This is a genomic window from Enterobacter huaxiensis, from assembly GCF_003594935.2.
In the GTDB taxonomy this organism is placed as follows: Bacteria; Pseudomonadota; Gammaproteobacteria; order Enterobacterales; family Enterobacteriaceae; genus Enterobacter; species Enterobacter huaxiensis.
Genome location: NZ_CP043342.1, coordinates 2,396,500 through 2,421,328, shown reverse-complemented (window position 1 = coordinate 2,421,328; position 24,829 = coordinate 2,396,500). Strand labels below are relative to the sequence as shown.

22 protein-coding genes are annotated in these 24,829 nt (G+C 58.2%); 9 read left to right on the top strand and 13 right to left on the bottom strand.

Annotated features, from left to right (window positions below; translation table 11 throughout):
• Positions 1–24: 24 nt before the first annotated feature.
• Entirely contained in the window at positions 25–948 is a 924-nt protein-coding gene (locus D5067_RS11590) for a LysR family transcriptional regulator (RefSeq protein ID WP_119936651.1), read from the bottom strand.
• Positions 949–1,065: 117 nt separating this feature from the next.
• On the opposite strand from D5067_RS11590, the gene D5067_RS11585 reads away from it, so the two are divergent.
• A complete protein-coding gene (locus D5067_RS11585) occupies positions 1,066–2,454 on the top strand; it encodes an MFS transporter (protein WP_119936747.1) in 1,389 nt (462 codons plus the stop codon).
• Between the two features lie 42 nt (positions 2,455–2,496).
• Here the strand turns inward: D5067_RS11585 and D5067_RS11580 are convergent, their stop codons facing one another.
• The 3 genes from D5067_RS11580 to D5067_RS11570 are packed head-to-tail and all read right to left on the bottom strand — an operon-like array spanning position 2,497 to position 5,207.
• Positions 2,497–3,492: a DUF2891 domain-containing protein gene (locus D5067_RS11580; RefSeq protein WP_119936650.1), complete on the bottom strand. Its 996-nt coding sequence runs from the start codon at positions 3,490–3,492 to the stop codon at positions 2,497–2,499.
• A 9-nt stretch (positions 3,493–3,501) separates the two neighbouring features.
• Positions 3,502–4,488: a DUF979 domain-containing protein gene (locus tag D5067_RS11575; protein WP_119936649.1), complete on the bottom strand. Its 987-nt coding sequence runs from the start codon at positions 4,486–4,488 to the stop codon at positions 3,502–3,504.
• Positions 4,485–5,207 (bottom strand): DUF969 domain-containing protein, encoded by a 723-nt coding sequence (locus D5067_RS11570; protein ID WP_119936648.1) that lies wholly within the window; start codon positions 5,205–5,207, stop codon positions 4,485–4,487. Before D5067_RS11570 ends, D5067_RS11575 begins: the two co-directional genes overlap by 4 nt.
• Positions 5,208–5,451: 244 nt before the next feature.
• Between D5067_RS11570 and D5067_RS11565 the strand changes: the two genes are divergently transcribed.
• Complete coding sequence (locus D5067_RS11565) at positions 5,452–5,997, top strand: winged helix DNA-binding protein (protein ID WP_119936647.1); 546 nt, start codon at positions 5,452–5,454, stop codon at positions 5,995–5,997.
• A gap of 1 nt (position 5,998) precedes the next feature.
• Here the strand turns inward: D5067_RS11565 and glgX are convergent, their stop codons facing one another.
• Genes glgX through treZ form a run of 3 tightly spaced genes read right to left on the bottom strand, consistent with a single transcriptional unit; the run spans position 5,999 to position 12,339 of the window.
• Positions 5,999–8,071 carry a glycogen debranching protein GlgX gene (gene glgX / locus D5067_RS11560; RefSeq protein ID WP_119936646.1) on the bottom strand — a complete coding sequence of 691 codons (2,073 nt, stop codon included), beginning with the start codon at positions 8,069–8,071 and terminating at the stop codon, positions 5,999–6,001.
• Positions 8,072–8,086: 15 nt separating this feature from the next.
• Complete coding sequence (gene treY, locus D5067_RS11555) at positions 8,087–10,555, bottom strand: malto-oligosyltrehalose synthase (protein WP_119936645.1); 2,469 nt, start codon at positions 10,553–10,555, stop codon at positions 8,087–8,089.
• Positions 10,552–12,339: a malto-oligosyltrehalose trehalohydrolase gene (treZ, locus tag D5067_RS11550; protein ID WP_119936644.1), complete on the bottom strand. Its 1,788-nt coding sequence runs from the start codon at positions 12,337–12,339 to the stop codon at positions 10,552–10,554. Before treZ ends, treY begins: the two co-directional genes overlap by 4 nt.
• A gap of 132 nt (positions 12,340–12,471) precedes the next feature.
• On the opposite strand from treZ, the gene D5067_RS11545 reads away from it, so the two are divergent.
• From D5067_RS11545 to D5067_RS11530, 4 genes are all read left to right on the top strand, one after another.
• Positions 12,472–12,999, top strand: coding sequence for a GNAT family N-acetyltransferase (locus D5067_RS11545; protein WP_119936643.1), 528 nt, complete (start codon positions 12,472–12,474; stop codon positions 12,997–12,999).
• Between the two features lie 111 nt (positions 13,000–13,110).
• Complete coding sequence (locus tag D5067_RS11540; RefSeq protein WP_119936642.1) at positions 13,111–13,995, top strand: SDR family oxidoreductase; 885 nt, start codon at positions 13,111–13,113, stop codon at positions 13,993–13,995.
• A 106-nt stretch (positions 13,996–14,101) separates the two neighbouring features.
• Positions 14,102–15,079, top strand: coding sequence for an MBL fold metallo-hydrolase (locus tag D5067_RS11535; protein WP_119936641.1), 978 nt, complete (start codon positions 14,102–14,104; stop codon positions 15,077–15,079).
• An 11-nt stretch (positions 15,080–15,090) separates the two neighbouring features.
• Entirely contained in the window at positions 15,091–16,002 is a 912-nt protein-coding gene (locus tag D5067_RS11530) for a LysR family transcriptional regulator (protein WP_119936640.1), read from the top strand.
• Here D5067_RS11530 and D5067_RS11525 read toward each other — a convergent pair.
• Positions 15,993–16,877, bottom strand: a complete 885-nt coding sequence (locus tag D5067_RS11525) for a LysR substrate-binding domain-containing protein (RefSeq protein WP_119936639.1) — start codon at positions 16,875–16,877, stop codon at positions 15,993–15,995. The genes D5067_RS11530 and D5067_RS11525 overlap by 10 nt on opposite strands.
• Positions 16,878–16,990: 113 nt before the next feature.
• Between D5067_RS11525 and D5067_RS11520 the strand changes: the two genes are divergently transcribed.
• The 3 genes from D5067_RS11520 to D5067_RS11510 all read left to right on the top strand — a co-directional run bounded on the left by D5067_RS11520 (position 16,991) and on the right by D5067_RS11510 (position 20,194).
• Positions 16,991–18,472: a UbiD family decarboxylase gene (locus D5067_RS11520; RefSeq protein WP_119936638.1), complete on the top strand. Its 1,482-nt coding sequence runs from the start codon at positions 16,991–16,993 to the stop codon at positions 18,470–18,472.
• A gap of 134 nt (positions 18,473–18,606) precedes the next feature.
• Entirely contained in the window at positions 18,607–18,894 is a 288-nt protein-coding gene (locus D5067_RS11515) for a VF530 family protein (RefSeq protein WP_119936637.1), read from the top strand.
• A 7-nt stretch (positions 18,895–18,901) separates the two neighbouring features.
• Positions 18,902–20,194 carry a glycoside hydrolase family 10-like protein gene (locus tag D5067_RS11510; protein WP_119936636.1) on the top strand — a complete coding sequence of 431 codons (1,293 nt, stop codon included), beginning with the start codon at positions 18,902–18,904 and terminating at the stop codon, positions 20,192–20,194.
• A 43-nt stretch (positions 20,195–20,237) separates the two neighbouring features.
• On the opposite strand, the gene dsbG is transcribed toward D5067_RS11510, so the two are convergent.
• From dsbG to D5067_RS11485, 5 genes are all read right to left on the bottom strand, one after another.
• Positions 20,238–21,014 (bottom strand): thiol:disulfide interchange protein DsbG, encoded by a 777-nt coding sequence (gene dsbG, locus D5067_RS11505; RefSeq protein WP_119936746.1) that lies wholly within the window; start codon positions 21,012–21,014, stop codon positions 20,238–20,240.
• Positions 21,015–21,054: 40 nt separating this feature from the next.
• The gene (locus D5067_RS11500) at positions 21,055–21,612 is read right to left on the bottom strand and encodes an RNA polymerase sigma factor (protein ID WP_119936745.1); all 558 of its coding nucleotides are present in this window, start codon (positions 21,610–21,612) and stop codon (positions 21,055–21,057) included.
• 5 nt (positions 21,613–21,617) lie between these two features.
• Positions 21,618–22,037, bottom strand: coding sequence for a hypothetical protein (locus tag D5067_RS11495; protein ID WP_119936635.1), 420 nt, complete (start codon positions 22,035–22,037; stop codon positions 21,618–21,620).
• Positions 22,038–22,169: 132 nt separating this feature from the next.
• A complete protein-coding gene (locus D5067_RS11490) occupies positions 22,170–23,714 on the bottom strand; it encodes a methyl-accepting chemotaxis protein (protein WP_119936634.1) in 1,545 nt (514 codons plus the stop codon).
• A gap of 95 nt (positions 23,715–23,809) precedes the next feature.
• Positions 23,810–24,826 carry a LacI family DNA-binding transcriptional regulator gene (locus D5067_RS11485; RefSeq protein WP_119936744.1) on the bottom strand — a complete coding sequence of 339 codons (1,017 nt, stop codon included), beginning with the start codon at positions 24,824–24,826 and terminating at the stop codon, positions 23,810–23,812.
• Between the last annotated feature and the right edge of the window lie 3 nt (positions 24,827–24,829).

Here is a 24,829-nt window from a genome sequence, read left to right as displayed (position 1 = left end):
CGCGAGGTTTGAATCAGGCAGCCTTCACAGGGCTGCCTTACCGTCCTGCACGGCCTTACACACTTCGCGAATTTTCGCCCTCAGCCATCGATGCCCCGGATCGTTTTCCATTCTTGGATGCCACATTTGCGACACCGTCAGGCTGCGGGTTGGAAACGGTAGTTCAAAAACATGTAATTTATCGGTCATTTGCTGATTGAGCAGGTAAAGCGCGGGGACCATGGCAATCAGATCCGACGCCAGCGCTACGGATAACGCCGTTGGAAAACCCGGCACAACGCTGACCACGTTTCGCGTGCGGCCAGATTCCGCCAGCACCTCATCGACAAAACCGTGAAGAGTGCCTTCTGGCGAGGCCACAACGTGTCCCCAGGCAATATACTCATCGACGCCTATTTCCGGCAGCGACGCGAGCGGGTGATCCCTGCGAACCGCACCGATAAACCGGTCCTGAAACAGTCTTTGCAGACGAATTTCTGGCCCCATATTGCTCTGCACGCCTATTTCCAGATCGACCAATCCTTCCCGAAGGTAGCGCGATGTTTTCTCAGGCTTGGGCGCAAAGCGGATACAGACGCCGGGCGCAGCCTCCGCTATCGCAGCGATCAGCGCGGGGCCGAATGCCACCACAAAGCCGTCATTTGCCCGTAGGGTGAAAAGCCGCTCGAGGTTTTCCACCTTCAGCGTCTCCAGCGAAGGCTGCAGCACCGCCCTCGCCTCAAACACCGCGCGTTGGGCGCGCTCGCGCGTGGCTTCGGCCCAGGGCGTCAGCACCATGTTTCGCCCTGCCCGCACCAGGATCGGGTCACGGGTCACCTCTCGCAGCCTGCCAAGCGTGCGGCTCATGGCGGAGGTGCTCAGGTTTAAGCGTCGCGCCGCGCCTGCGACGCTGGCCTCGGCCAACAGTGCGTCCAGCGCGACGAGTAAATTGAAATCGGGATCGGACACGGGAAAACCTCATAGCAGGCGTTGTATGCAACAATCAGGTGCAACTGCTGCGTCTTCCGCCCTGTATAACCCATGATTATAGTTTCGTCATCTACATTCTCTCCTGGAGTACACATGATGACGCTTTTTACAAATCAGCCCGGCGATGAAGGCCTGCCGGGCCAGGAACGCGCCCGGGTGATGGCCGCCGTGATGATCGCCACGCTGATGGGAGTATTTGACGGCACCATGATTGGCGTTGCGCTGCCCGCTATGGCAACCTCGATGCAGATCCCCGCGAATGTGGCGGTCTGGTTCGCCAACGGCTATCTGCTCTCCGCGGCAATGACGCTGGCCATCTTTGCGGCTCTCGCCACCCGCGTGGGATATCGTCCGGTTTTTCTGGCGGGTCTTGCTACGTTTACGCTGACCTCAGTAGGCTGCGCCCTGTCAAACGCGCCGGAGCTGCTCACCGGCATGCGTATTTTGCAGGGGATCGGCGGCGCGGCAACGCTGAGTATCGCGCCTGCAATCCTTCGTTCCGTGTTCCCGGGGAGGCTGCTTGGCCGCATCCTGGGGCTGCATGCCCTGCTTATTGCCTCCAGCAGCGCCGTTGGCCCCGTGCTGGGCGGCGCGATTGTGGATACGCTCGGCTGGCAATGGCTGTTTGCCATAAACGCGATCCCCGGCAGCATTGCCCTTTGGCTGGCATTTCGGGTATTGCCGCGTGAACCGGCGTCCATCAGCGCGCCTTTCGATACGGCCGGCGCCGTTCTTTCAGCCACGTTTCTTGGTACGACGATCGTGGCAGCCAACAGCCTGTCGTCGGGCGATAACCTTAGCGCCGGGTCAATCGGATGGGGCGTACTCGCACTGGCCAGCGGCATGACGTTTATCTGGCATATCCGCCGCGTTCGCAATCCACTCTTGCCCCCCGCCATTTTCCAGAACGGCCGCTTTACCCTTGCGGCTTTAACCTCGCTGGCGTCCTTTGTGAGCCAGGGCATCACCTTTATCGCGCTGCCTTTCCTGTTTCAGAGCGTGTATGGCTTCACCCCCGTGGTTTCCGCGCTGCTGTTTACGCCCTGGCCAATAGGGATTGTGTTGATTGCGCCGCACGCGGGGCGCTGGGCGGATACGATGTCTGCGCCGCTGATTTCCACCCTGGGGCTGGTGATTTTCGTTCTCGGATTAGCGCTATTGGCGACCTTGCCCGTCAGCCCTTCGGCCTGGGACATCTGCCTGCGCAGCCTGGTCTGCGGCATTGGATTCGGGTGTTTCCAGAGTCCTAACAACCGGGAGATGCTCTCAAACGTGTCCAGAGAGTATTCGAGCTACGCCTCTGGGGTGCTGTCCATCGCGAGAACGTTCGGTCAGTGTCTTGGTGCAGCCGCTGTGGGGGTACTGCTGGCGGTGGCTCATCAGGCGGCCGTTCATCTGACGCTCTGGATCGCCGTGGCGACTTCCGCTGTGGCGGTTATGTTCAGCGCGAGCCGACTGCTAAAAGCGGTGCGGTCGCCCGCATAGGATCGGGTGCAGCGTCACGTTACCGCTGCACCCGAACGTCTTTTACTCCAGCGCCAGCAGCGCAAAGCTTGCCAGCCAGTGCCCGCCGCTATAGTGGCTTCCAACCACGTGCTCGACGCTCGCCGCCAGGTGCTTCTCTACGGCCTGGTCCAGCGCCTGCTGGGCGGAATGATTCTCCGGCAAGGCTTTCGCAATATGCTTCATGCACCAGGCGCGGCTGAGGTTTAGCCCGTCAAGATGCGCAATTTTCGGATCCGTACGGTCGCTCACTTCTGCCGGGTTCATCAGCGCCGCCACCGAGCCCACGTCAGGCAGAAAATCATCGAACCACGCCGGGAAGTTATCCGCGACCTTGCTCATCAGCAGCGCTTCGGTCAGCGCCCCGGAAATATATTCGTCGCCGCCCGGCTCGTAGTGCGCCGGATAGCGCGTATCCGCGAGGTAAAACCGCGTTGAGGCATCAAGTATGGCTTGCTCAAGGGCGCTATCCTTCACTTCACGGGCATAATCCAGCCCTAACGCCAGCGCAAACGCCGTGTTGTAGTGCGTCCCGACGCGAATGGGATAGGTGAGCTTGCTGAGGTAGTCCACCAGCCGGCTGCGAATATCCTGGGTTAACGGCTGCAGGGTCCGGTACCAGCTTTCGGCCTGCGGCACCGTGGACTGCTTCAGCTCCTGCGCCAGCGCCAGCAGCCAGCCGTAGCCATAAGGTCGCTCAAACGAGGCGCGGAACGGCGCGTTGAAATAGGCCAGCTCCTGCGCCACCTTCTCGTGCGTGATGTGTTCGTCAAACAGCGAGACGATCTCGTCCCGGCAGGACAGCTCAGGATAAAGCCGAACGCAGCGCAGCAGCAGCCAGTAGCCGTGCACCGCCGAGTGCCAGTCAAAGCAGCCGTAGAATATGGGGTGCAGCTCGCGAGGCGGCTGGACGTCACTATCATCATTAAGCAGGTGCATGATGTGGTTCGGATATTCCTGGCGTAAATAGGTCAAAGGCATCCGGGCAAAGGCGTCGGCCTGATGTTGCGTTAATTCCATGACAGCTCCTTAGCGAAACACGAGGAAATACATTAAGAACACGTTCACCACCAGCAGGGTTAACGCGGTCGGGATCTGGATCTTGATGACCTGATATTTATCCTTCAGCTCCAGCAGCGCCGCAGGGACGATATTGAAGTTTGCGGCCATCGGCGTCATCAGCGTGCCGCAGTAGCCTGCGTACATGCCGATGGCCAGCAGCGGCGCCGGGTTGCCGTGGTGAACGTTAATCAGGAACGGCAACGCAATACCGGCGCTGAGTACCGGGAAGGCCGCGAAGGCGTTACCCATGATCATGGTAAACAGCGCCATCCCCACGCAGTAGATCACGACCAGCATGAAGCGGCTATCCGGGTTAACAAACAGACTCACCACCATTTGCACGGAATCACCGGTATTGGCGACCACGAACACCCCGCCCAGCATGGCGAGCATCTGCGGCAGGATCACCGCCCAGCCGATGGTATCCACCAGACGACGTGACTGACGCACGGCGTGCAGCGGCGTGCCCTTCGTCAGCCACCAGCCGGTGAGGATCGCCGCCACGCAGGCCACGCACAGCGCCGCCAGCGTAAGCTGCTTCTGGTCGAGAAGATAAACGCCGCCAATGGAAACGCCCTTCAGGAACAGAGTGCCGATCACCGTCACCACGGGGATCATCAGCGCAGGCAGGAACAGCCAGTTTTTCAGCCGCTCTGACGAGGCAACGCGCTCCTCGTCGGTAGACATTTTATAGTGCCCTTTCCCGACCAGGCCAAGGCCCGCCAGCAGGGCAATAGCGATAACGGCGCCGCCAATAATCCGGTAAGCCAGCGATTTTCCCAGCTCCTGCACCATCAGATCGCCAAACAGGAAGATACCGCCGAACAGGAACCAGAACAGCGCGGTGGTAAAACGCTTAGGATTCGCGCGATCGCGCAGGGTCATAACCACCAGCAGCATAACGACAAAGCCAATCAGGTAATAAACGCGGTTAATGGTAATTAAGGTCATCATTGTGCGGCCTCCTGCGTACCCTGTTCTGCTCTCCAGGCCATCACGTCGCGGCGGATGCTGGCATCCAGGCGCAGCAGGCGCGTCATATGAATAATCAATGCCGCAATGGCGGTAGGAATCGCCCACAGGCCGATGTGCAGCGGCTCGATCCCCTCGATCCCGTTCTCCTTCAGGAAGGCGTCAATCAGCAGCACCGCGCCGAAGGCGATAAAGATATCCTCACCGAAGAAGACCGCGATGTTGTCGCAGGCGGCGGCGTGGGCTTTGATTTTGTCGCGGATATGCTGCGGCAGCTCGCCATATTCATTCAGCGCCGCCCCTTCGGCCATCGGTGCCAGCAGCGGACGCACCGTCTGGGCATGGCCCCCCAGGGACATCAGCCCAAGCGCAGCCGTCCCCTCTCGCGCCACAAAATAGAGCATCAGAATACGCGCCGAGGTCGCGCTGGCGATCTTCGCTACCCAGGCCTGAGCGCGTTCCTTAAGCCCGTAGTATTCCAGCAGGCCAATAACCGGCAGGATCAGAATGAAGGTTGCGAGAGAACGACTGTTAACGAACTTCTCGCCGAAGGTTTCCAGCAGCATACCGAAATCCATGCCCACCAGCAGACCCGTCGCTAACCCTGCCACAACGACAACCAGCAGCGGGTTGAAGCGCAGAGCAAAACCAATAACCACCACCGGTATCCCGATAAGCGGCAACAGCGTAGAACCGTCCATAAACGTTTACCCTATCCAAAGTGAGCGTTGCGCGCCGACGGCTATTTTTTTAATACTTCACATCATGGCGAAGTGGGTGCAATGCGGCGCGCGATGTTGTGTTTTGCGTCAGGCTCCACGGAACCTGCACTAAAAAGCTATATCTGAAGCGCAAAAACATGTAAACAATTTATCAATAAAATGTTCTTATTTTATCGATGAGTTTACATTTCCGGGCAAGCGTCACACTCCCGTAAGGAACGTTATGACCTCAAAAAAACAGGCAACATCACAACGCGACGATATTACCGACGGCCGCATTGTCTCCTCTCGTCATCTGGTCTCCGAGCGGTGCGCGGAACTGTCAGAGCTGGAGTACGCGCTGATCATGACCAGCAACGCGTTCAATAAGTGGATGGTTCGCTGTATGACGGCCGCCGGCGAGCCGGATATGGGCGCGTTTGACGTATCGCTGCTGCACCACGTCAATCACCGGGACCGCAAGAAAAAGCTGGCCGATATTTGCTTCGTGCTGAACGTGGAGGATACGCACGTGGTGACGTATGCCCTGAAAAAGCTGGTTAAGGCGGGCTACGTGACGAGTGAAAAAGCGGGAAAGGAACTTTTCTTCTCCACGACGGAGGAAGGCAAAGCGCTGTGCATGAAATACCGCGACGTGCGGGAAGCCTGCCTGATTAACATCCATGGAGAAAGCGGAATTTCAGGCGCGTCTATCGGGGAAACCGCGCAGCTGCTGCGCACGATCTCCTCCCTGTATGACACCGCCGCGCGGGCGGCGGCGTCACTGTGAGTTAGGGGCGTCTGAAAAGCGAGATGCTGCGCCCGGCCAGTTCGTAATCTACGGCTTTGGTGATGACCGTTCCGGCGGCAGTATCTTCAGCCGTAGACAGTTCAAGCACCCAGCCCCCCTCACCAAACTGCGGGATCTGGAACGATACCGGACCTTCGAACGGGTTAAAGAGCATCAGCACATCGTGCCAGACGCCTTGCTCCCTGAGGTCCGGCCGGCTGATGGAGACGCCCAGCGTCGAGCCTTCGTCCCACTGCTCTGACTGCTGAGGCCCGCCGCCTGCGTTAAACCAGCGGATCTCCAGCCCGTCTCGCCAGCTTTCCCGACGCAGCAGGGGCTGTGCGGCGCGAAGCGCAATCAAGCGGCGGGTAAATTCGCGCAGCGCGACGTCGTTTTCGGACAACCCTTTCCAGTTGATCCATGAGATCTCGCTATCCTGACAATAGCCGTTGTTATTGCCCTTCTGCGTGCGGCCGAACTCATCGCCCGCCAGCAGCATTGGCGTGCCGTGTGAAAACAGCAGCGTGGTCAGAAAATTGCGCTTCTGGCGTTCGCGAGTGGCGATGATGTCCTGACTATCGGTGGGTCCTTCCTCGCCGTAGTTATATGACCGGTTATCGTTATGCCCGTCGTTATTATCTTCCCCGTTGTCGGCGTTATGCTTCTCGTTGTAGGAGACGAGGTCATTCAGCGTGAAGCCATCATGGGCGGTAATAAAGTTGACGCTCGCCCACGGGCGCCGTCCGCGCAGATCGTACAAATCGCCGGACCCGAGCAGGCGCGCGGCAAAGTCGTTAGAGACGCTGTCCCCCTTCCAGTACTCGCGCACGGTATCACGGTATTTGTCATTCCACTCACCCCAGCCCGGCGGGAAGCCGCCCACCTGATAGCCGCCGGGGCCGATATCCCAGGGTTCACCGATAAGCTTCAGCTTCGACAGGACCGGGTCCTGCGTCACGGCGTCGAAAAAGCCGCCGCGCGGATCGAAACCTTCAGGCTCACGCCCGAGGATGGTCCCCAGGTCGAAGCGAAAGCCGTCAATGTGCATCGATTCCGCCCAGTAGCGCAGGGAGTCCATCACCATCTGCAGCACCCTCGGGTGGGAGGTATTCACCGTATTTCCCGTTCCGGTATCGTTAATGTAGTAACGGTGCTGGTCCGGCAGCGTGCGGTAGTAGCTATAGTTATCAATGCCCTTAAACGAGAGCGTGGGCCCGAGCTCGTTACCTTCCGCCGTGTGGTTATAGACCACGTCGAGGATCACCTCGATGCCCGCGTCATGATATGCGCGCACCATATCGCGAAAGCCCTGCAGCCCCGCCGGGCCGTAATAGCGTGACGCCGGTGCAAAGAAGCCGAGCGTGTTATACCCCCAGAAGTTCTTCAGGCCGCGGTCCAGCAGATGCTGGTCGTCCGGAAACCAGTGAACGGGAAGCAGCTCAACTGAGGTAATCCCGAGGCTTTTAATGTAATCGACCGAGGCTTTATGCCCCATGCCTTCGAACGTGCCGCGCAGTTCAGGAGGGATCGCCGGGTTAAGCTGGGTAAAGCCCTTTACATGACTCTCATACACGACGGTATTCGGCCACGAAACGCTCGGCCGGTTCCTGTCGCGCCAGTCAAAGGCATCAGGGTCGATCACTTTACACTTCGGCGTAAAGGCCGCGCTGTCGCGGGAATCGAAACTCAGATCGAGTTCGTCATGCCCCAGCTCGTAGCCAAAATGGGCCTCGTTCCAGTCGAGATTGCCCGTCAGCTCGCGGGCGTAAGGGTCAATCAACAATTTATTAGGATTGAAGCGATGGCCGTTTTCCGGATCATACGGCCCGTAGACGCGGTACCCGTAGAGCGCACCGGGCTTCAGGTCTGGCACATAGCCGTGCCAGACTTCATGGGTATATTCCGGCAGCTCCAGCCGGGCGATCTCCGTGTTTCCGGACGGATCGAACAGGCACAGCTCTACCCGCTCCGCGTGCGCGGAAAACAGCGCAAAGTTAACCCCTTTCCCGTCGTAATTTGCCCCTAACTGCTGGCCGTGACCGGCCCGAATTTCAAACCTGTTATCCTTTGGCATTTTTATTCTCCACGATTATTCGCAGGTAAGCAGAACCAACAAACATCCCTTTTCTGATGTTAAATCCAGGGTCCCTTGCAGAGTACAGCTCTCGCCGCTAAACACGTCCCGACAGCGTTTCCCGGCCAGCTCGTCGGGAAGCGTGACGACGGTATTGGCCCACAGCTTTTTATTGTCCGTCACGTTAAAGACCAGACGCGGGACGGCAACGATGAGCGCCTCGTCGTTCCTTACCCGGGCATAAGCAATCAGGTGCTCCTCGCGCTCGCCGGACACCCTCAGCGGCAGCCAGTCGCCGTAGCGGAAAAGCTCCGGGTAATGTGGCCGGAGCCGGAGCAGCGCGGCGGTGACATACTGCTTCACGCTGCCGTCACGCCAGCACTGTTCATCGCTGAACACCTCTGGCCCGGCGGTGCTGAGGTTTTGCACCAGCGCGGGGAAGTCCGGCTCCAGACGGTTATCCGGGTCAACCAGGCTGAAATTCAGCGCCTCGCTGCCCTGGTAGATATCCGGCACGCCGGGCGCGGTAAGCTTGATCGCCGTCTGGCTGAGGCTGTTCATCAGCCCGGCGCGTATGAAGGGCTGCAGCGACTCGCTGAAATCATGCAGGAACAGCGTGTTGTCCGGAGAAAGCAGATGCCGGACATAGTCCATCACCACGTTCTCGTAGCCCTCGTTGCTGTCGATCCAGTCAGTACGCTGCTTGGCCTCGCGCAGCGCTTTCTCAATAAAGCCGAGGAAACGCGCTTCAAGGGATTTGAGCCCCTCCCGGTCGTCCGGAGAGAGGGTTGCAGGCCACGCTCCGGCCAGCGCCTGATAAATCATCCAGGTATCGGCGGCGTTCGGCGCGGTACCGTCATTGAGGAAGCGCACCTGCGTCTGGTTCATTTGCCGCCAGCGCGCCAGGTTTTCCCCCCACCGTTCGGGGGCTTCGGTCAGGGTATACAGACGCGCCCTGGCATCCTCGCCGCGCTTGGTGTCGTGCGTTGACGTGCCGAGCAGCGCGTCGGGCTGGCGCGCGAGCCTGATACGCATCTCCTGATGAAAACGTGATAGTGAGAACGCGCGCGGCGTAGGGTCCGCGCCCACTTCGTTAAGCGCAAGCTCCAGGTTGTGGCGGAAGAAAAGCGTATCTTCCACGGATTTCGCCATCAGCGGTCCGGTGAGCTGCTGGAAACGGGTTCTGAAAAGGGCTGCCGTATCGCGATCGCTCTCGGGCAGGTCGCCAAGCAGGATCCGCACAATCAGGCTAAGCGCGGCTTCGGAGGCGTTCACGCCCGCAATCACCCTGTTGAGTAGCGCGACGTCGGGCGGCGTAAGCCCCTCCGCCGTGCCGTAGGTACGGTAAACCGGAAACGCGATAAGCAGCTCGCGCAGCGCATGGCGAACGTCGTCCCGCTGCAGCTCCACGCCGTTGCGCTCGGCCAGCGCCGCGGCGAGAGCGAGCAGCGTGGTGAACTCTCCTTCGAAATTGCGATCGGTCATCAGCCCTTTGGCATCGCGAAGCTCGGCGCGCCTGTCTGCCGTTACGCCCAGCGTCTCGTTATGGATCCTCTCCAGACGCTCCAGGCTGCTATCGTCCACCAGCACTTCCGCAAGCGAGGCGATAAATTCATACCCCGTGGTTCCCGATACCGGCCAGTCGGGAGGAAGCTGCTCTCCCTTCCCGAGAATTTTCTCCACCGTTATGTAGCAGTCCGGACCGGTCGCCTGGCGCAGGCGCTGCAGGTAGCCCAGCGGATCCGCCAGGCCGTCGATGTGGTCAATTCGCAGACCGTCGACGACGCCGCCGTGAACGAGCTCGAGGATCAGCCGGTGCGTATCGTCAAAAACCGCCTCGTCTTCCACCCTGACGCCGACCAGACCGGTAATTTCAAAGAAGCGACGCCACGACAGGTTTTTAGGCGCTTCCCGCCAGGACATGAGCCGCCAGCTCTGCGCCTCGTGGATGTCGGCAATGCTTTTATCCTCGGCAAAGGTGCCAGGATTGAGCGGATAGTCATTCTCGTAGTACGCCAGAGCCGCCTCGCCGGTGACACTGTCACGCTTAAGTGTAATGGCCCCCTTCTCCAGCTCCGCCTCAAATGTGTCGCCGAGGAAAGGCAGCGTCAGCGGGCGCGACCAGTCAATATCAAAATAGCCGGCGTAGCGGCTCTGTTTGCCATGGGCAATGACGTCTCGCCACCAGCGGTTTTCCAGGGACGTCGACATATGGTTAGGGACAATATCCAGAATCAGCCCCATTCCCGCCTGTTTTAGGGCGGCGGCCATACGATTGAAGCCTTCTCTTCCGCCTGGTTCCGGGTCGATCTCGTTAGGGTCGGTAACGTCATAGCCGTGCGTAGACCCGGTCGTTGCCGTAAAAATGGGTGAGGCATAGAGGTGGCTAATACCGAGGTCTTTCAGGTAGGGAATAAGCTCAACCACCCGATCGAAGGTCATGCCGTTGCGAAACTGAATACGATAGGTCGCGGAAGGGATCATAGCGCTGCTTCTCCATCAGCAAATTTCACGACAATACTGTTCGGCGCCAAAGCACCGGACTGCTCCGGCCAGGCAAACAGACATTTTCCGGCCATCTCCGGGAGGTCAACGCTCTTCTGACCTATGTTAAGCGCCAGCGACAGCGTTCCGCCCGGGAAGCGCCAGCGCACGGCAACCATGCCGGGTGCCGTCTTCAGCACCGAACCCTCCACGGTTCCTCCCTGACGAAGCAAGGGCACGATGTGGCGATGCCGCAGCGTGAGCAGGTTTCGCGTTAAGCGAAGCCACCTCTTGCCCTCGTCCGTTGCCACCTTGTTCCAGTCAATCCGCGAGCGAACAAAAGTCTTCACGTCATTCGGATCCGGAACGGATCCATCATGCCCGGCGTGGCCGGTAAACTCTTTTGCACGTCCTTCCCGCACGGCTTTCGCCAGCTCGCCGTGGAAATCGGTAAAGAACAGGAACGGATGGGTTTCGCCAAACTCTTCTCCCATAAACAGCAGCGGGATGTGGGGAGAAAGCAGCAGCGCCGCGAGCAGCACGCGGGTTTTATCCGCGCCGGCCAGGGTGATGAGCCGGTCTCCGTGCGCCCGATTGCCCGTCTGATCGTGGTTCTGAATAAAGTCGACAAAAAATGCCGGGGGCTGAGCGTGAGACTCCACGCCGCGCGATTCGCCGGTCTGGAGAGAAACCTCGCCCTGATAGACAAACCCCTCGGTGAGCGCGCGGGCGAATTTTTTCTCCGGCTCGAACGCAAAATCCTGGTAATACGCGTGCGTTTCGCCGGTGGCAAAGACGTGAGCGGCGTTGTGAAAATCATCATTCCACTCGGCGGTAAACAGCGGCGTACCGCCCTGTTCGTCGCGCGGATGCAGAAAAATCACGTTGCGGCTGTCTTCCGTGGTGAGATGGACATGCCGGTCAGGCAGGTTTTCGCGAATACGCTCTGCGATCTCCTCCAGAATATGCTTCGGCGAGGGATCTTTAATCTGATCGATGGCATCAAACCGCAGGCCGTCCAGTCGATAGTCGGTGAGCCAGTAGAGGGGGACCTCAGTGATGTAGGAACGGACCGCGTCATTCTCATAGGCAATGCCGTTGCCCCAGGGCGTCGTGCGATCCGCGTCGAAAAAAGTGGGCGACAGCAGGGGTAAATAATTCCCCTCCGGCCCAAAGTGGTTAAGCACAATATCCAGCACCACGGAGAGGCCCAGCCCGTGCGCAGCGTCGATAAACGCATGGAAATCTTCCGGTGAACCGTAGGCCGAGTGCGGTGCGTAAAGCAGCACCCCGTCGTACCCCCACCCGCGGTCGCCGCCAAACTGCGAAACGGGCATCACCTCCAGCTGCGTAATGCCAAGTTCGGCCAGATAGGGAAGCTTATCGATAGCGGCGCGGAAGGTGCCCTGTGGGGTAAAGGTGCCGATGTGCAGTTCGTAAATAACGGTCTCTTCCCAGGCTCGTCCTTTCCAGTCATGGTTGGCATGCGGAAAACGGCGGGGATCGATAACCACGGAAGGCCCGTTCACGTCGCCCTTTTGCGCGCGTGAAGCCGGGTCGGGGACGGCCAGGCCATCCTCCAGCACGAACAGATATTCTGCGCCGTGAGTTACGCCCGGAACATCCACCTGAAACCAGCCGTTACCGGCCGCCATCATCGGAATATCGTTTTCCGTCAGACGCAGCGTTATCTCTTTTTGCCCTTCAGCCCAGACGCGAAAACGAACAACATCATGGGAAATAAACTCAGCACCCCACTGCTTTTGAAATGTCCTGAATTCCATTTATTGTCCTCGCATGACCCACCTTTTAGGCGGAATGAAGTACAAGCTTAGACCAGGATTAAAAGAGTGTTGTGGCCGTAATATTAACCGCTTCGTCTATCATTAATTGATGACTCTCACACAAGGAACGCTATGCAGATTCGAAAAGGATTAAGTACAGACCTCAGCCGTCTTGAATGCTGTGATTTTTCTTTCACCGTTAACCATATTGCCAGAGAGCCTTTTATCCACTGTGATTTGCAAATCGAAGCGATAGATGAGCCATATCTAAAAACGTATGAACTCGATCTCCAGACGCTGGAAAATCATTGCGTTAATCCGGATGCTATATTTCTGGTCGCCGAAACGGATGAAGGCGATATCGCCGGATTTATTACGGCATCCAGCAGCTGGAATAAATTTATTTCCGTCGATTACATCGCCGTTGAACGGTCTAAACGGCGAACCGGCGCGGCGCACAAGCTGATGGCCGCTGCCCACGTGTGGGCGCGCAGCGTTAATGCCGCGGGATTAACGCTGGAGACGCAAAACGTGAATGTTTCTGCCTGCCTGTTCTACCGTAATTACGGATTTACCCTCGGCGGATACGACCGTTACCTTTACAACGCCCTGCCGGAAAAAGAGGAGATTGCGCTGTTCTGGTATTACATGCTGGCGTAACGCCTGTATTTATCCGGGCCAAAGGAATATAGATTTATCTGAATTTGCTCGTTTTGCGCGCCTGCGCGTAATTTACGGCTAATCTTGAAATTCACTATTAAGGAGACCGGTATGTCTACAGGAAATAACCACACGCTGCATTACCCTCGTCCGCCATTTGTGGAACAACCGCAGCTGGCACCCGGGCTGGCATCGGAAATGAAGCCGTTACCGGATCATGGTGAAACCAGTTATATCGGTTCAGGAAAGCTCGCGGGCAAAAAAGCGCTGATTACCGGCGGCGACTCCGGTATTGGCCGCGCGGTGGCCATCGCCTATGCGCGAGAAGGCGCGGATGTGGCCATTGGCTACCTGCCGGAGGAAGAATCTGATGCGGCAGCGGTGATTGCCCTCATTGAGGCCGAAGGCCGTAAAGCAGTCGCCATCCCCGGCGACATTCGGGTTGAGTCGTTCTGCGACACGCTGGTAGAAAAAGCCGTTGCCGAACTGGGCGGCCTGGACATTCTGGTCAACAACGCCGGGCGTCAGCAGTACTGCGAGTCCATCGACAATCTCACCACCGCCGATTTTGACGCTACGTTCAAAACCAACGTTTATGCGCCCTTCTGGATCACTAAGGCCGCGCTGCGTCATCTGCAGGAAGGCGCTGTTATCATCAACACCTCGTCCGTTCAGGCGTTTAAGCCCAGCGAGATCCTGGTGGACTATGCCCAAACCAAAGCCTGCAACGTGGCATTTACCAAATCCCTCGCCAAGCAGCTAGGCCCGCGCGGCATAAGGGTAAACGCTGTCGCGCCTGGCCCATACTGGACGCCGCTGCAGTCGAGCGGCGGCCAGCCGCAGTCGAAGGTTCAGCACTTCGGCGAAGACACGCCGCTTGGCAGACCGGGCCAGCCTGTTGAAATCGCCCCGCTGTATGTGCTGTTTGCCTCTGACGCCTGTTCCTATGCCTCCGGCCAGGTATGGTGCTCCGACGGCGGCACGGGCGTGCTGTAACGCTCCTCTGTGACCTATCCATCTCATGGATAGGTCACATTGACTCTACCCCCGTTCTCAAACATCTCAGTTGAACTATGATGGGTTTACTTACAAGGAGACCCTCATGTTCACGTTCAAAAAACTCGCTGTATCAACGCTCCTGACAGGATCGTTCCTTTTCTACCCTGCCATCCACGCAGCGGCCAGTACCCCACAGCACGTTGTTAAGCAGCAGGCTGGCGGTTACAACATTCAGGTTGGAAATGTCATCGTGACGTCGTTTACCGACGGCAGCGTGTCGCAGGATCTTCATTCACTGCTGCGCCGGACGACCGCGCAAAACACCGACGCGCTGCTGGCGAAGAACTTCCAGACCAACCCCGTCGAAGCCTCCATCAACGTTTATTACATTGCGTTACCCGGCCACAACATTCTGGTGGATACCGGATCCGGTCAGCTGTTTGGCCCGGGCAATGGCGGCCGGCTGATTGAAAGCCTGGCAACGCAGGGCATCAAGCCGCAGGATATTACCGACATCCTGCTGACCCACGCCCACTCCGACCATACAGGCGGCCTGGTGAAAGACGGCCAGCGCGTCTTCACAAACGCACGGGTTTACGTCGGCAAACCGGATATCGACTTTTTCTTTAACGCGGAAAATCAGAAAAAAACGGGCTACGGCCAGAACTATTTTGACGTTGCGCGCAAAACGCTGAAGCCTTACCTGGATGCCGGAAAAGTGCAGACATTTTCCGACAGCGCCGAACTCTTGCCCGGCATTACCGGCACGGTTCACCCCGGGCACACGCCGGGTTCAGCGTTTTATACGCTGGAAAGCAAAGGTGAAAAGCTCACCTTTGTTGGCGACATTATCCACGTCGCTGCGGTACAGTTCCCGCAGCCCAATATCACCATCGCCTACGACCAGGATCAGGACGGTGCGGCCCGGGTGCGCAACAACGCCTTCGCGGATTTCGTGAAGCATAAAGATTTGGTCGCCGCGCCGCATCTGCCGTTCCCGGGCATTGGCTATGTGGCGAAAGGCGAACGCAGCGGCTACGCCTGGGTGCCCGTGACCTATACCAATCGTGATGCAAAATAAAGGGATGCCCTATGACGCCAATTTCAGACCTCGATATTGACCTGATCCTGACGTTGGATGCCCTGCTCCAGGACCGAAACATCACCCATGCCGCGGCGCGGCTGGGCGTGAGCCAGCCTGCGATGTCCGCGCGGCTTGCTCGCCTGCGCGCCCTGTTTGGTGAACCGCTGTTTATCCCCTCCCCGCATGGACGCGGGGTATTGCCAACCCCGAGAGCCGAGGCGCTCAGGCCGCAGGTCGCCGGGGTGTTGCGGGGCATCGCCGCCATGCTTGAGCCGTCTACGTTCAGCGCGCAGAGCAGCACCCGAACCTTTGTCATCGCGCTGCACGAAAACCCGGCGCTGATGCTGGGGGCTGAGCTGTTAAATCAGCTCGGGCGTGAGGCGCCGGGAGTTCGCCTGCGCTTTGCCCTGCCCGAAATGGCTAAGCTGCCCGGGCAGCTGGAGAGCGGCGATGTGGATGTCTATATTGGCGTAAATGCGGGAGCGCAAGAGGGGTGGATCAGACGTACGCTTTTCGAGGATGAATTTGCCACGGCGCAGCGAAAGGCGCATCCGCGCGGAACGGGACCGTTAGATATCGCAGGCTATTGCGCCCTGTCCCATCTGGTTGTCTCCTCCGAGGGCGATCCCTTTTCCGGATTTGTTGACCAGAACCTGGCAGGACTGGGGTATCAGCGTAACGTGGTGATGTCCACCCAAAGCTACGCCATGGCCCCGCCGATCGTCGCCGGCACGGATCTGCTTTGCACCCTGCCGCGCCGCATGCTGCAGCGTTTCGCCCGGACGCTCGATATTTTCCCGCCCCCGCTTCCCCTCCAGCCCATCGCCATCGGCATGTACTGGCACCCTAAGAACAGCCAGGATCCGGCCAACGCGTGGCTGCGCGAACAGCTGCTGCAGGCTGCCGGACGTCAGCGCTGATCGAGCGTGTGCAGAAACCGCTTTAACACCTCTGAGCGGATGATGCGGTGACACACCAGCGTCAGCTCGCTCTCTTTCAGCCGATCGATGATGTCGGCATAAACCACATTCTCCAGGCTCACCGCCTGCGCAGAGGCTGGCAGTAACGCGAGGCCGAACCCCGCCGCGACCAGGCTTATCACCGTGGGGACATCTGTCGCATTTTGCACGACATGGGGTTGAAACCTTGCGCTGCTGCAGGCGTCGTAAAAGTATTGCTCCAGCCCCATGCCCTCCGGGTCGCGCAGGGAGATCCACCTTTCGTCCTTCACGGAAGAGAGCGTGAGCGCGGCGGATCCGGCAAGCGGATGCTGGCGGGACAGCGCAAGAACCGTTTTCTCAGTGGTAAAAGGACGGCTTTGCAGATCGTCGGGAAGGAGCGGAAGCGGCGCGCGGATGATGGCAACATCCAGCTGGTTGCTCTGCACGGCGGCATACAGGCTTTGCACGTTCCCCGTCATCAGGGAAATGGTAATCGCCGGCCACCGCGCATGCAGCTCGCGGAGCGTCGCGGGCAGTTTGCTGTCAAACATCGCGCTTGATACGCACCCGAGGTTCAATACCCCCTGCTCGCCCCTGGCCGTTTGTCTGGCATCCAGGATCGCCTGTTCCGTCATTGAGATGGCGATTCTGGCCTTGTTGAGAAAGGCTACGCCTGCGGGCGTCAGGGTCAGGCGACGGTTCGCCCGGCTAAAAAGCGTTACGCCCAGACGCTCCTCAAGCGTCTTGATCTGCTGGCTGAGGGCGGGCTGCGCCATATTCAGCCGCTCTGCCGCCCGGTGCATGTGAAGCTCTTCGGCCACCACGGTGAAATTGCGCATTAAACGAAACTGCATAACACATCGCCACACATTGATAATAAATTACTTATCAAAATAGCATTAATGATGCCATTGATGGTATCACTCGTTCGGATAAAAATGGACGCATTCATTCGAGGGAGGACACTATGGAAAACCCAATCAACGATCTCAGAAGCGCCATCGAACTGCTGCAGCATCATGAAGGACAGTATATTGAAACCAGCCATCCGGTCGATCCCAACGCCGAACTGGCGGGCGTATACCGACACATTGGCGCAGGCGGTACGGTAAAACGGCCGACCCGTACGGGCCCTGCCATGATGTTTAACAGCATTAAGGGCTATCCGGACTCGCGCATCCTCGTGGGGATGCACGCCAGCAGGGAACGGGCGGCGTTGCTTTTAGGCTGCGAACCCTCCGAACTGGCTAAGCACGTTGGCCAGGCGGTGAAAAACCCGGTTGCCCCGGTGGTTGTTCCGGCCCTGCAGGCTCCCTGCCAGGAGCAGGTTTTTTACGCCGACGACCCCGATTTCGACCTGCGTAAACTTCTGCCCGCGCCGACCAATACCCCCATAGATGCAGGCCCGTTTTTCTGCCTTGGCCTGGTGCTGGCTAGCGATCCGGAAGATCCGTCCCTGACCGACGTCACTATCCACCGCCTCTGCGTGCAGGAGCGGGATGAGCTCTCCATGTTCCTTGCCGCGGGTCGCCATATCGAAGTGTTCCGCAAAAAGGCTGAGGACGCCGGTAAGCCGCTGCCGGTCACCATCAACATGGGGCTGGATCCGGCAATCTACATAGGCGCGTGCTTCGAAGCCCCTACCACCCCGTTTGGCTACAACGAGCTGGGCGTGGCGGGTGCGCTGCGTCAAAAACCGGTTGAGCTGGTCCAGGGCGTGGCCGTTCAGGAGAAAGCAATCGCGCGGGCGGAGATCATTATTGAAGGCGAGCTGCTGCCGGGCGTACGCGTAAGAGAAGATCAGCATACCAATACCGGGCACGCGATGCCGGAATTCCCGGGCTACTGCGGCGAGGCGAATCCCTCCCTGCCGGTTATCAAAGTGAAAGCGGTGACGATGCGCAACCAGGCGATCCTGCAGACGCTGGTGGGGCCAGGCGAAGAGCACACCACGCTGGCCGGGCTACCTACGGAAGCCAGCATCCGCAACGCGGTTGAAGAAGCGATTCCCGGTTTCCTGCAAAATGTGTATGCCCATACCGCCGGCGGCGGGAAGTTCCTCGGCATTTTACAGGTGAAAAAACGCCAGCCGTCTGACGAAGGGCGTCAGGGCCAGGCTGCGCTTATCGCGCTGGCAACCTATTCAGAACTGAAAAATATTATTCTCGTCGACGAAGACGTGGATATTTTCGACAGTGACGACATTCTGTGGGCGATGACCACCCGCATGCAGGGAGATGTCAGCATCACCAACCTGCCGGGAATACGAGGCCACCAGCTCGATCCGTCTCAGGCTTCGGACTACAGCAATTCGATCCGCGGCAACGGCATCACCTGCAAAACCATCTTTGACTGTACGGTGCCCTGGGCGCTGAAATCCCGGTTTGAACGCGCGCCGTTTATGGAGGTTGACCCTACGCCGTGGGCGCCTGAGCTGTTCAACAAGTAACGTTAATACGTAAAGCCGATCCTTCCCCCTTATCGGGGTGAAGGATCCCATGCTTAAATTGCCGCTTCCCCTTCTTTCTTGTACTCTTTCAGCGTTAAACCCAACCCCACAAAAAATGAGACAAGCCGACGCCTATGACTGCACATACTTCCAACGATCCATTGCATGGCGTAACCCTCGAAATGCAGGTTACTGCCCTGGTTGCGCGATATGGCTGGAGCGAACTGGGGGACCGAATCAAAATCAACTGTTTCAGGAAAGACCCGAGCGTGAAATCCAGCCTGAAATTCCTGCGCCGCACCCCGTGGGCGCGCGCTGAAGTTGAAGCACTGTATCTCGAGTCTCTGGCCGATAAAGACACCGCTGAACCTGATGAACCTGCCTTTAACCCGTGGGCCAATAGTCGGATCGCTAAGAGCTAATACATCGATGACACGACATGTAAAACGGATTGGTGCGCTGGTTGGCTGCGCACTTTTACTTGTTAGCTGCACCTCAACGCCACCAAAGTCTCTCGTTACGCCCCCCACGCAGGTAAATAAACCCGTGCCGCAGGCAAACGAACCGATGCGCGGGATCTGGCTGGCAACGGTCTCCCGCCTTGACTGGCCGCCGGTATCGTGGGTGAATGGTAAAAGCCCGGAGCTGCGTATTGCCCAGCAGAAGCAGGCGCTAAAAGATAAGCTCGATAAGCTGCAAAGCCTCGGCATTAATACCGTGTTTTTCCAGGTGAAACCCGACAGTACGGCCCTGTGGTCGTCCAAAATACTCCCGTGGTCTGACACCCTGACGGGAAATATTGGGGAATATCCCGGCTACGACCCGCTGCAGTTTATGCTCGATGAAGCCCATAAGCGCGGAATGAAGGTCCACGCCTGGTTTAACCCCTATCGCGTATCCACCAACACCAAACCGTCAACCGTCGCCGAACTCAACCGGACATCCACCCTGCATCCGTCCAGCGTGTACGTACAACACCCGGACTGGGTGCGGGTCTCCGGCGATCGTTTCGTTCTCGACCCGGGTATCCCCGAGGTGCGGGACTGGATAACGCAGGTCGTGATCGAGGTCGTGACGAAGTACGCGATAGACGGCGTGCAGTTTGATGACTATTTCTACACCGAAACGCCGGGCTCTAATCTGAATGATTCGCTGACCTACAGGCGTTACGGGCAGGGATTTGCCTCGAAAGCAGACTGGCGTCGCCACAATACGCAAGAGCTGATTGTGCAGGTATCACGCGCGATCAAGCTGGCGAAACCCGACGTTGAGTTCGGCGTCAGCCCGGCGGGCGTCTGGCGAAACCGCTCCTTCGACCCGGCGGGCTCTGAAACGCGAGGTGCCGCAGCCTATGATGAATCCTACGCTGACACGCGTAAGTGGGTGCAGCAGGGCCTGCTGGACTACATCGCACCGCAGATCTACTGGCCCTTCGCGCGGGATGCTGCACGTTACGATGTGCTGACAAAATGGTGGGCTGACGTGGTGAAACCGACCCACACCCGCCTCTACATCGGTATCGCGTTTTACAAAGTGGGTGCCCCGTCAAAAAACGAGCCTGACTGGACGGTGAAGGGCGGCGTGCCGGAGCTGAAAAAACAGCTCGATTTAAACGATTCATTGCCCAACGTGAACGGTACGATCCTGTTTCGTGAAGACTACCTGAACCAGCCGCAGACTCAGGAAGCGGTCAGCTATCTGAGAGGACGCTGGGGGAGTTGACCGGCTAAAAACGGGCAGAAGCACCCGGCTTCTGCCCGCGATGTCAGGGTTTCGGCCCGAACATCTCCACGAGCTGTTTCTCGTTCGGCATCCCCACCACCTGCTGCAGTTCGTTTTGCGCATTCAGATAGTAAATGGCCGGGGTGGCATTGGCGCCGAGGCTGTCCATTAAAACCTGATGTTTCTGCAGTATTTCAACGGTCTCACGCGTCGCGCTGCCTTCCTGTTTCGGCAGTTTTTTTCCGCCGGACAGTTCGTACTCCTTCCAGGCAGAAACCGGATCTTTCGCATTCAGGACAGCGGACGCATTACGACCGCTGTCAGGGTTGAGAAACGCAACCAGTAGCGTATTAAGCTGAACCTTGCCCGCGTTCACCCACGGCTGTGCTTCAGCCCAGAATGCCTTGCAGTAGGGGCAGAACGGATCGGCGAAGACGAACACCTTGCGCGGGGCATTTTCTGCGCCCTCTTTCAGCGGGTGCGCGGCATTGAGTTTTTTCCACATTTCGCGGCCCATCGGGGCGTAAATCTCTTTCTGGAAATATTCCTCGCTGAGGTTCTTTCCCTTTTCATCGTACAGATAGCCAGAGACCACATGCTTTCCATCAGGCGTTAAAAAGAGCGTGACGCCCATATCCTGATACTGCCCCAGCCAGGCAGGCGCGCCGCCGGGAGCCTCTATTTTCTTGATGATTTTGATGTCCTGCTGCTCGCTGAAGTTTTTTACCACATCAGGCACCGCCACCTCGGCCCTGGCCAGCCCGGAGGCCATCAGGGCAGAAACCAGGAGCATTTTTTTCGTTGATAACCGCTGAAGCATAACCACCTCTTTCACATAGAGTTTTCAGAGTGGTCGAACTTCATTCCCCTGTCAACGCATCGTAGATATCCTGCAGGCGACTACGCAAAAAAAGGACGGCTTTGTGCTTGCGGGACAACAAGGCCTGCACGCTGTCGCCCGTTTCATCGGCCAGCGCTTTCATGCTGTAGCCCTGGAATTCGGTTTTCTCGAAAACCTCACGCTGTAGGGGCGGCAGTTCCGACAGCGCCCGAACAAGCTCTTCCCACAGCAGCGTTTTGAGATACTCCTCCTCCGGGTTTTGCGGCACGCCGAACAGGGTTTCCGCCAGCTCATCTTCCGCGATGTCCGCATCGTCGTCGGCAAAGTGGCCGGAAAGTGGAACCTCGCGCTTTTTCCGCGCCCTGTCGGTCATTTCATTGCGCGCAGCCCGAAACAGCCAGGCGGCGACGTTTTCCACCGGGTGTTCAACCTTCATCAGCTGATACGTGACCTCCTGCAGGATGTCATCGGCATCATCCCGAACCGCCGTCCGGCCGCGTATGAAGGCCTTCAGCCGGGTCCGGCAGGCGTTAAGCGCTGACATCAGCAATGAATCCCCTGCCTCCCCCGCTTTCATATCGCTCACTCTGCATCCGGCGCTTTCGGGGTGCCATCGTCACGCGCGTCATCGCGCTGGCCGCGTCGGCCGCAGTGACCGTGGCCGTGACGGCCAAACCCTTCGCGGCGCTGCTGAATAAAGGCTTCACGCTGTTCTGGGGTCATGTTCATCCAGCGCTCGTGCATGCGCCGGTGCGCGCCAAACATCCCCGGGCGGAACCCCAGGCCGCCGAACAAAATGCGGCTCAACGCCAGGATGCCCAGCGCCTGCCAGAATCCGATAGCCTTAACGCCCAGAATAGCCGGGAGTAAAGCATTCCAAAGGGACATCACCAGCAGGCCCAGCACGACGAAAATCACCGCACCAATCATCAGCCCTTTGCCCATACGGTGGCGGCCAAACCCGCGTCCGTGACCTCTTTCGCGCAGAGTAAAACCTCTCATCTGTACCTCGTTTACGTTGAATGATTATGACGTGTGTTGAGGTAGACGAATGAGAGGAGAAAATATTGCTAAAAATGTGCAAATTTTTTAGGCCCGTGCAGGCACAGCGCTGACGGGCACAAAAACGGCGTATTATGCCGGCAGGCTAAAGCGCGAAATACTCCGCGACAGCTGCTGCGCCTGCTCTTCCAGCGATGCCGCGGCGGCCGCTGACTCCTGCACCAGCGCCGCGTTCTGCTGCGTCACGCCGTCCATTTCCGTCACGGCCTGGCCTACCTGACCAATCCCCCGGCTTTGCTCTTCAGACGCCACGGAGATCTGCTCCATCAGCGCGTTCACTTTATTCACCGATGAAATAATTGAATCAATCACCTCGCCCGAACGATTCACCAGCTCGGCACCATTCTTCACGCTGGAAACGGACTGGGCGATAAGGCCTTCAATATCCTTTGCGGCAACCGCGCTTTTCTGCGCCAGCGTCCGCACCTCGCTCGCCACCACCGCGAAGCCTCGCCCCTGCGTGCCTGCACGCGCCGCTTCGACCGCAGCGTTCAACGCCAGAATATTGGTCTGGAAAGCAATGCTGTTAATGACGCTGGTAATATCCTCGATGCGCTTAGAGTTCGAGGCGATGGTATTCATCGTCTGGATCACTTCGCGGGTAACGGCCTCCCCGGTATGGGCGTTCTTCACCGCGTCCTGTACCAGCTTCCCGGCCTGGAAGACATTGTCCGTGTTATTCGCCACGGTTGCGCTCAGCTCCTCCATGCTGGCCGCCGTCTGCGTCAATGCAGAAGCCTGTTGTTCGGTACGCGAAGCGAGATCACTATTCCCGGAAGCAATTTCCTGCGCCGCGTAGGTCACGGTGTGGCTTGCGTCACGCACCTGGGCAAGGGTAGAGAGCAGCGCCTGGCGCATCTGCTCCATTGACCCCATCAGACGATCGATTTCATTCCCGGAACGACCCTTCACCGGTACAGGGATATCCAGCTTGCCGGCTGCGATCTGGCTGCAGTGTTCGCGCGCCAGGTCCACCGGCGCAAATACGAAGCGCTTCATCAGCACGCTGACCGCGATAATCACCAACACAAACAGCAGAGCAAAGCCTGCGATAATCGCCAGGCCGAAAACGAAGTTGCTGCGCGCATCCTCGTTCAGGCTTTTGGCGTATTTCTGGTGCACGGAGAGGACCTGGTCGAGCACAATTTCATACTGACGATCGAGCCGGGATACCGCGGGGATAAGCGCGTTAAATTTCGAGACATCGTGCGCGGCGGCCGCGTTAATCAGCGGCTCAAGCCCCTGGTTGCGGTAGTTTTGCCAGGCGTCCTGATAGGCACTGACCAGCGGTGCCTCATCCGTCAGGCGCGGTTCGTCCATAAAGGCCGCAAAGGCGTGGTCGGCTTTGGTCAGCGCCTCTTTGACGGCCGCCAGTTTCGCAGACTGGTCTGCTGCGTCTCCCGCCTCTACCATCTTCACGTACTCCATTACCCTCACGCGCAGCGTGCGGCTATGGTTGATGGGATCGATAATTGACAAGACGACCTGAATTTCTTTATTCACGTTATCCAGGGAGTTATTACTTTTTATGATGAGCCCAACGCTGGTGATGGTGCTGGCTACAAAGAAAAATAACAAGGATAACAATACGATAAGTGACGATTTCTTCAACGACATAAAACACCTCAGGGAAATAATTTCCCTTTGGTTATCGGCTGATTCAGATCTTTAATTAATTAAAGTTATTGAAGTATCCATCAGCCGGTCACCTTTTACTCTGCCGCTTTAAAACGTCGCTGAAGGGTGGCATCCAGCTTCCGCTGCAGCGGCTCCGGCGTTTCACCTTCGATCAGTTTGCCTATCAGGTCAAAGCAGTGCCATGCCAGCTGGCGGTTATCCTGGCGGATGGTATCAATGGGAAGGGAGAGCGAGTCATATAAATAATGATCGTCAAAGCTCGCCAGCCGCATGTCGCTTTGCAGAAGGTTGTGCTGGCCCATGTAGCGCAACACCCCTTCCAGCAGACCGCAGGCGGCGGTGAAGAGTGCTTGAGGCGGGCGGCCCAGTCGCGCGCACAGCTCGGCAAACATCTCATACCCGGAGCTCGGGTGATAATTACCATGAATGATCCACTCCGGGCGCAGCTCGACGTTAGCCTCGCGCAGGCCCTGCTTAAAGCCTTCCAGGCGGTCTCGCGTCGGGGAAAGCCGCGGCTGGCCGCCGAGGAAATAGATCTCATCCGGATGCTGACGCGCAATGTCGGCCACCAGGGCCGCCGTCGGGGTAATGGAATCGGTGATGACCAGCGGCAAAGTGCTGTCGTTCATGTGGCGATCGAAAAGGACCACGGGCAGCTGTTCGCTCAGCTTCTGATAGTCGGCATCATTGAGCATGCTGGAGGCGACAATCAGACCGTCAACCTGGCGCGCAACCATATTGTTCACCACCACGGTCTCCTGCCCCGGATTTTCATCGCTGCAGGAGATGAGCAGCTGAACGCCCGCCTCACGGCACAGCGTCTCAAGCTCGTGAGAAAACACCGCAAAACCGTAGTTGGTGATTTCGGGGACGACCAGACCAATGGTGTGGCTGCGGTTATCACGCAGCGAACGCGCGTGAATGCTGGGCTGGTAGTGATGCTCTTTCGCAATCGCCATCACGCGTTCGCGGGTCTCTTCGGCGACGCGAAGCTCTTTGCTGCGTCCGTTAAGTACCAGGCTGGCGGTGGCTTTTGAAACCCCCGCCAGCTCCGCGATGTCCTTTATTGTGACGCGCTTTGTTTTTCTCACCAC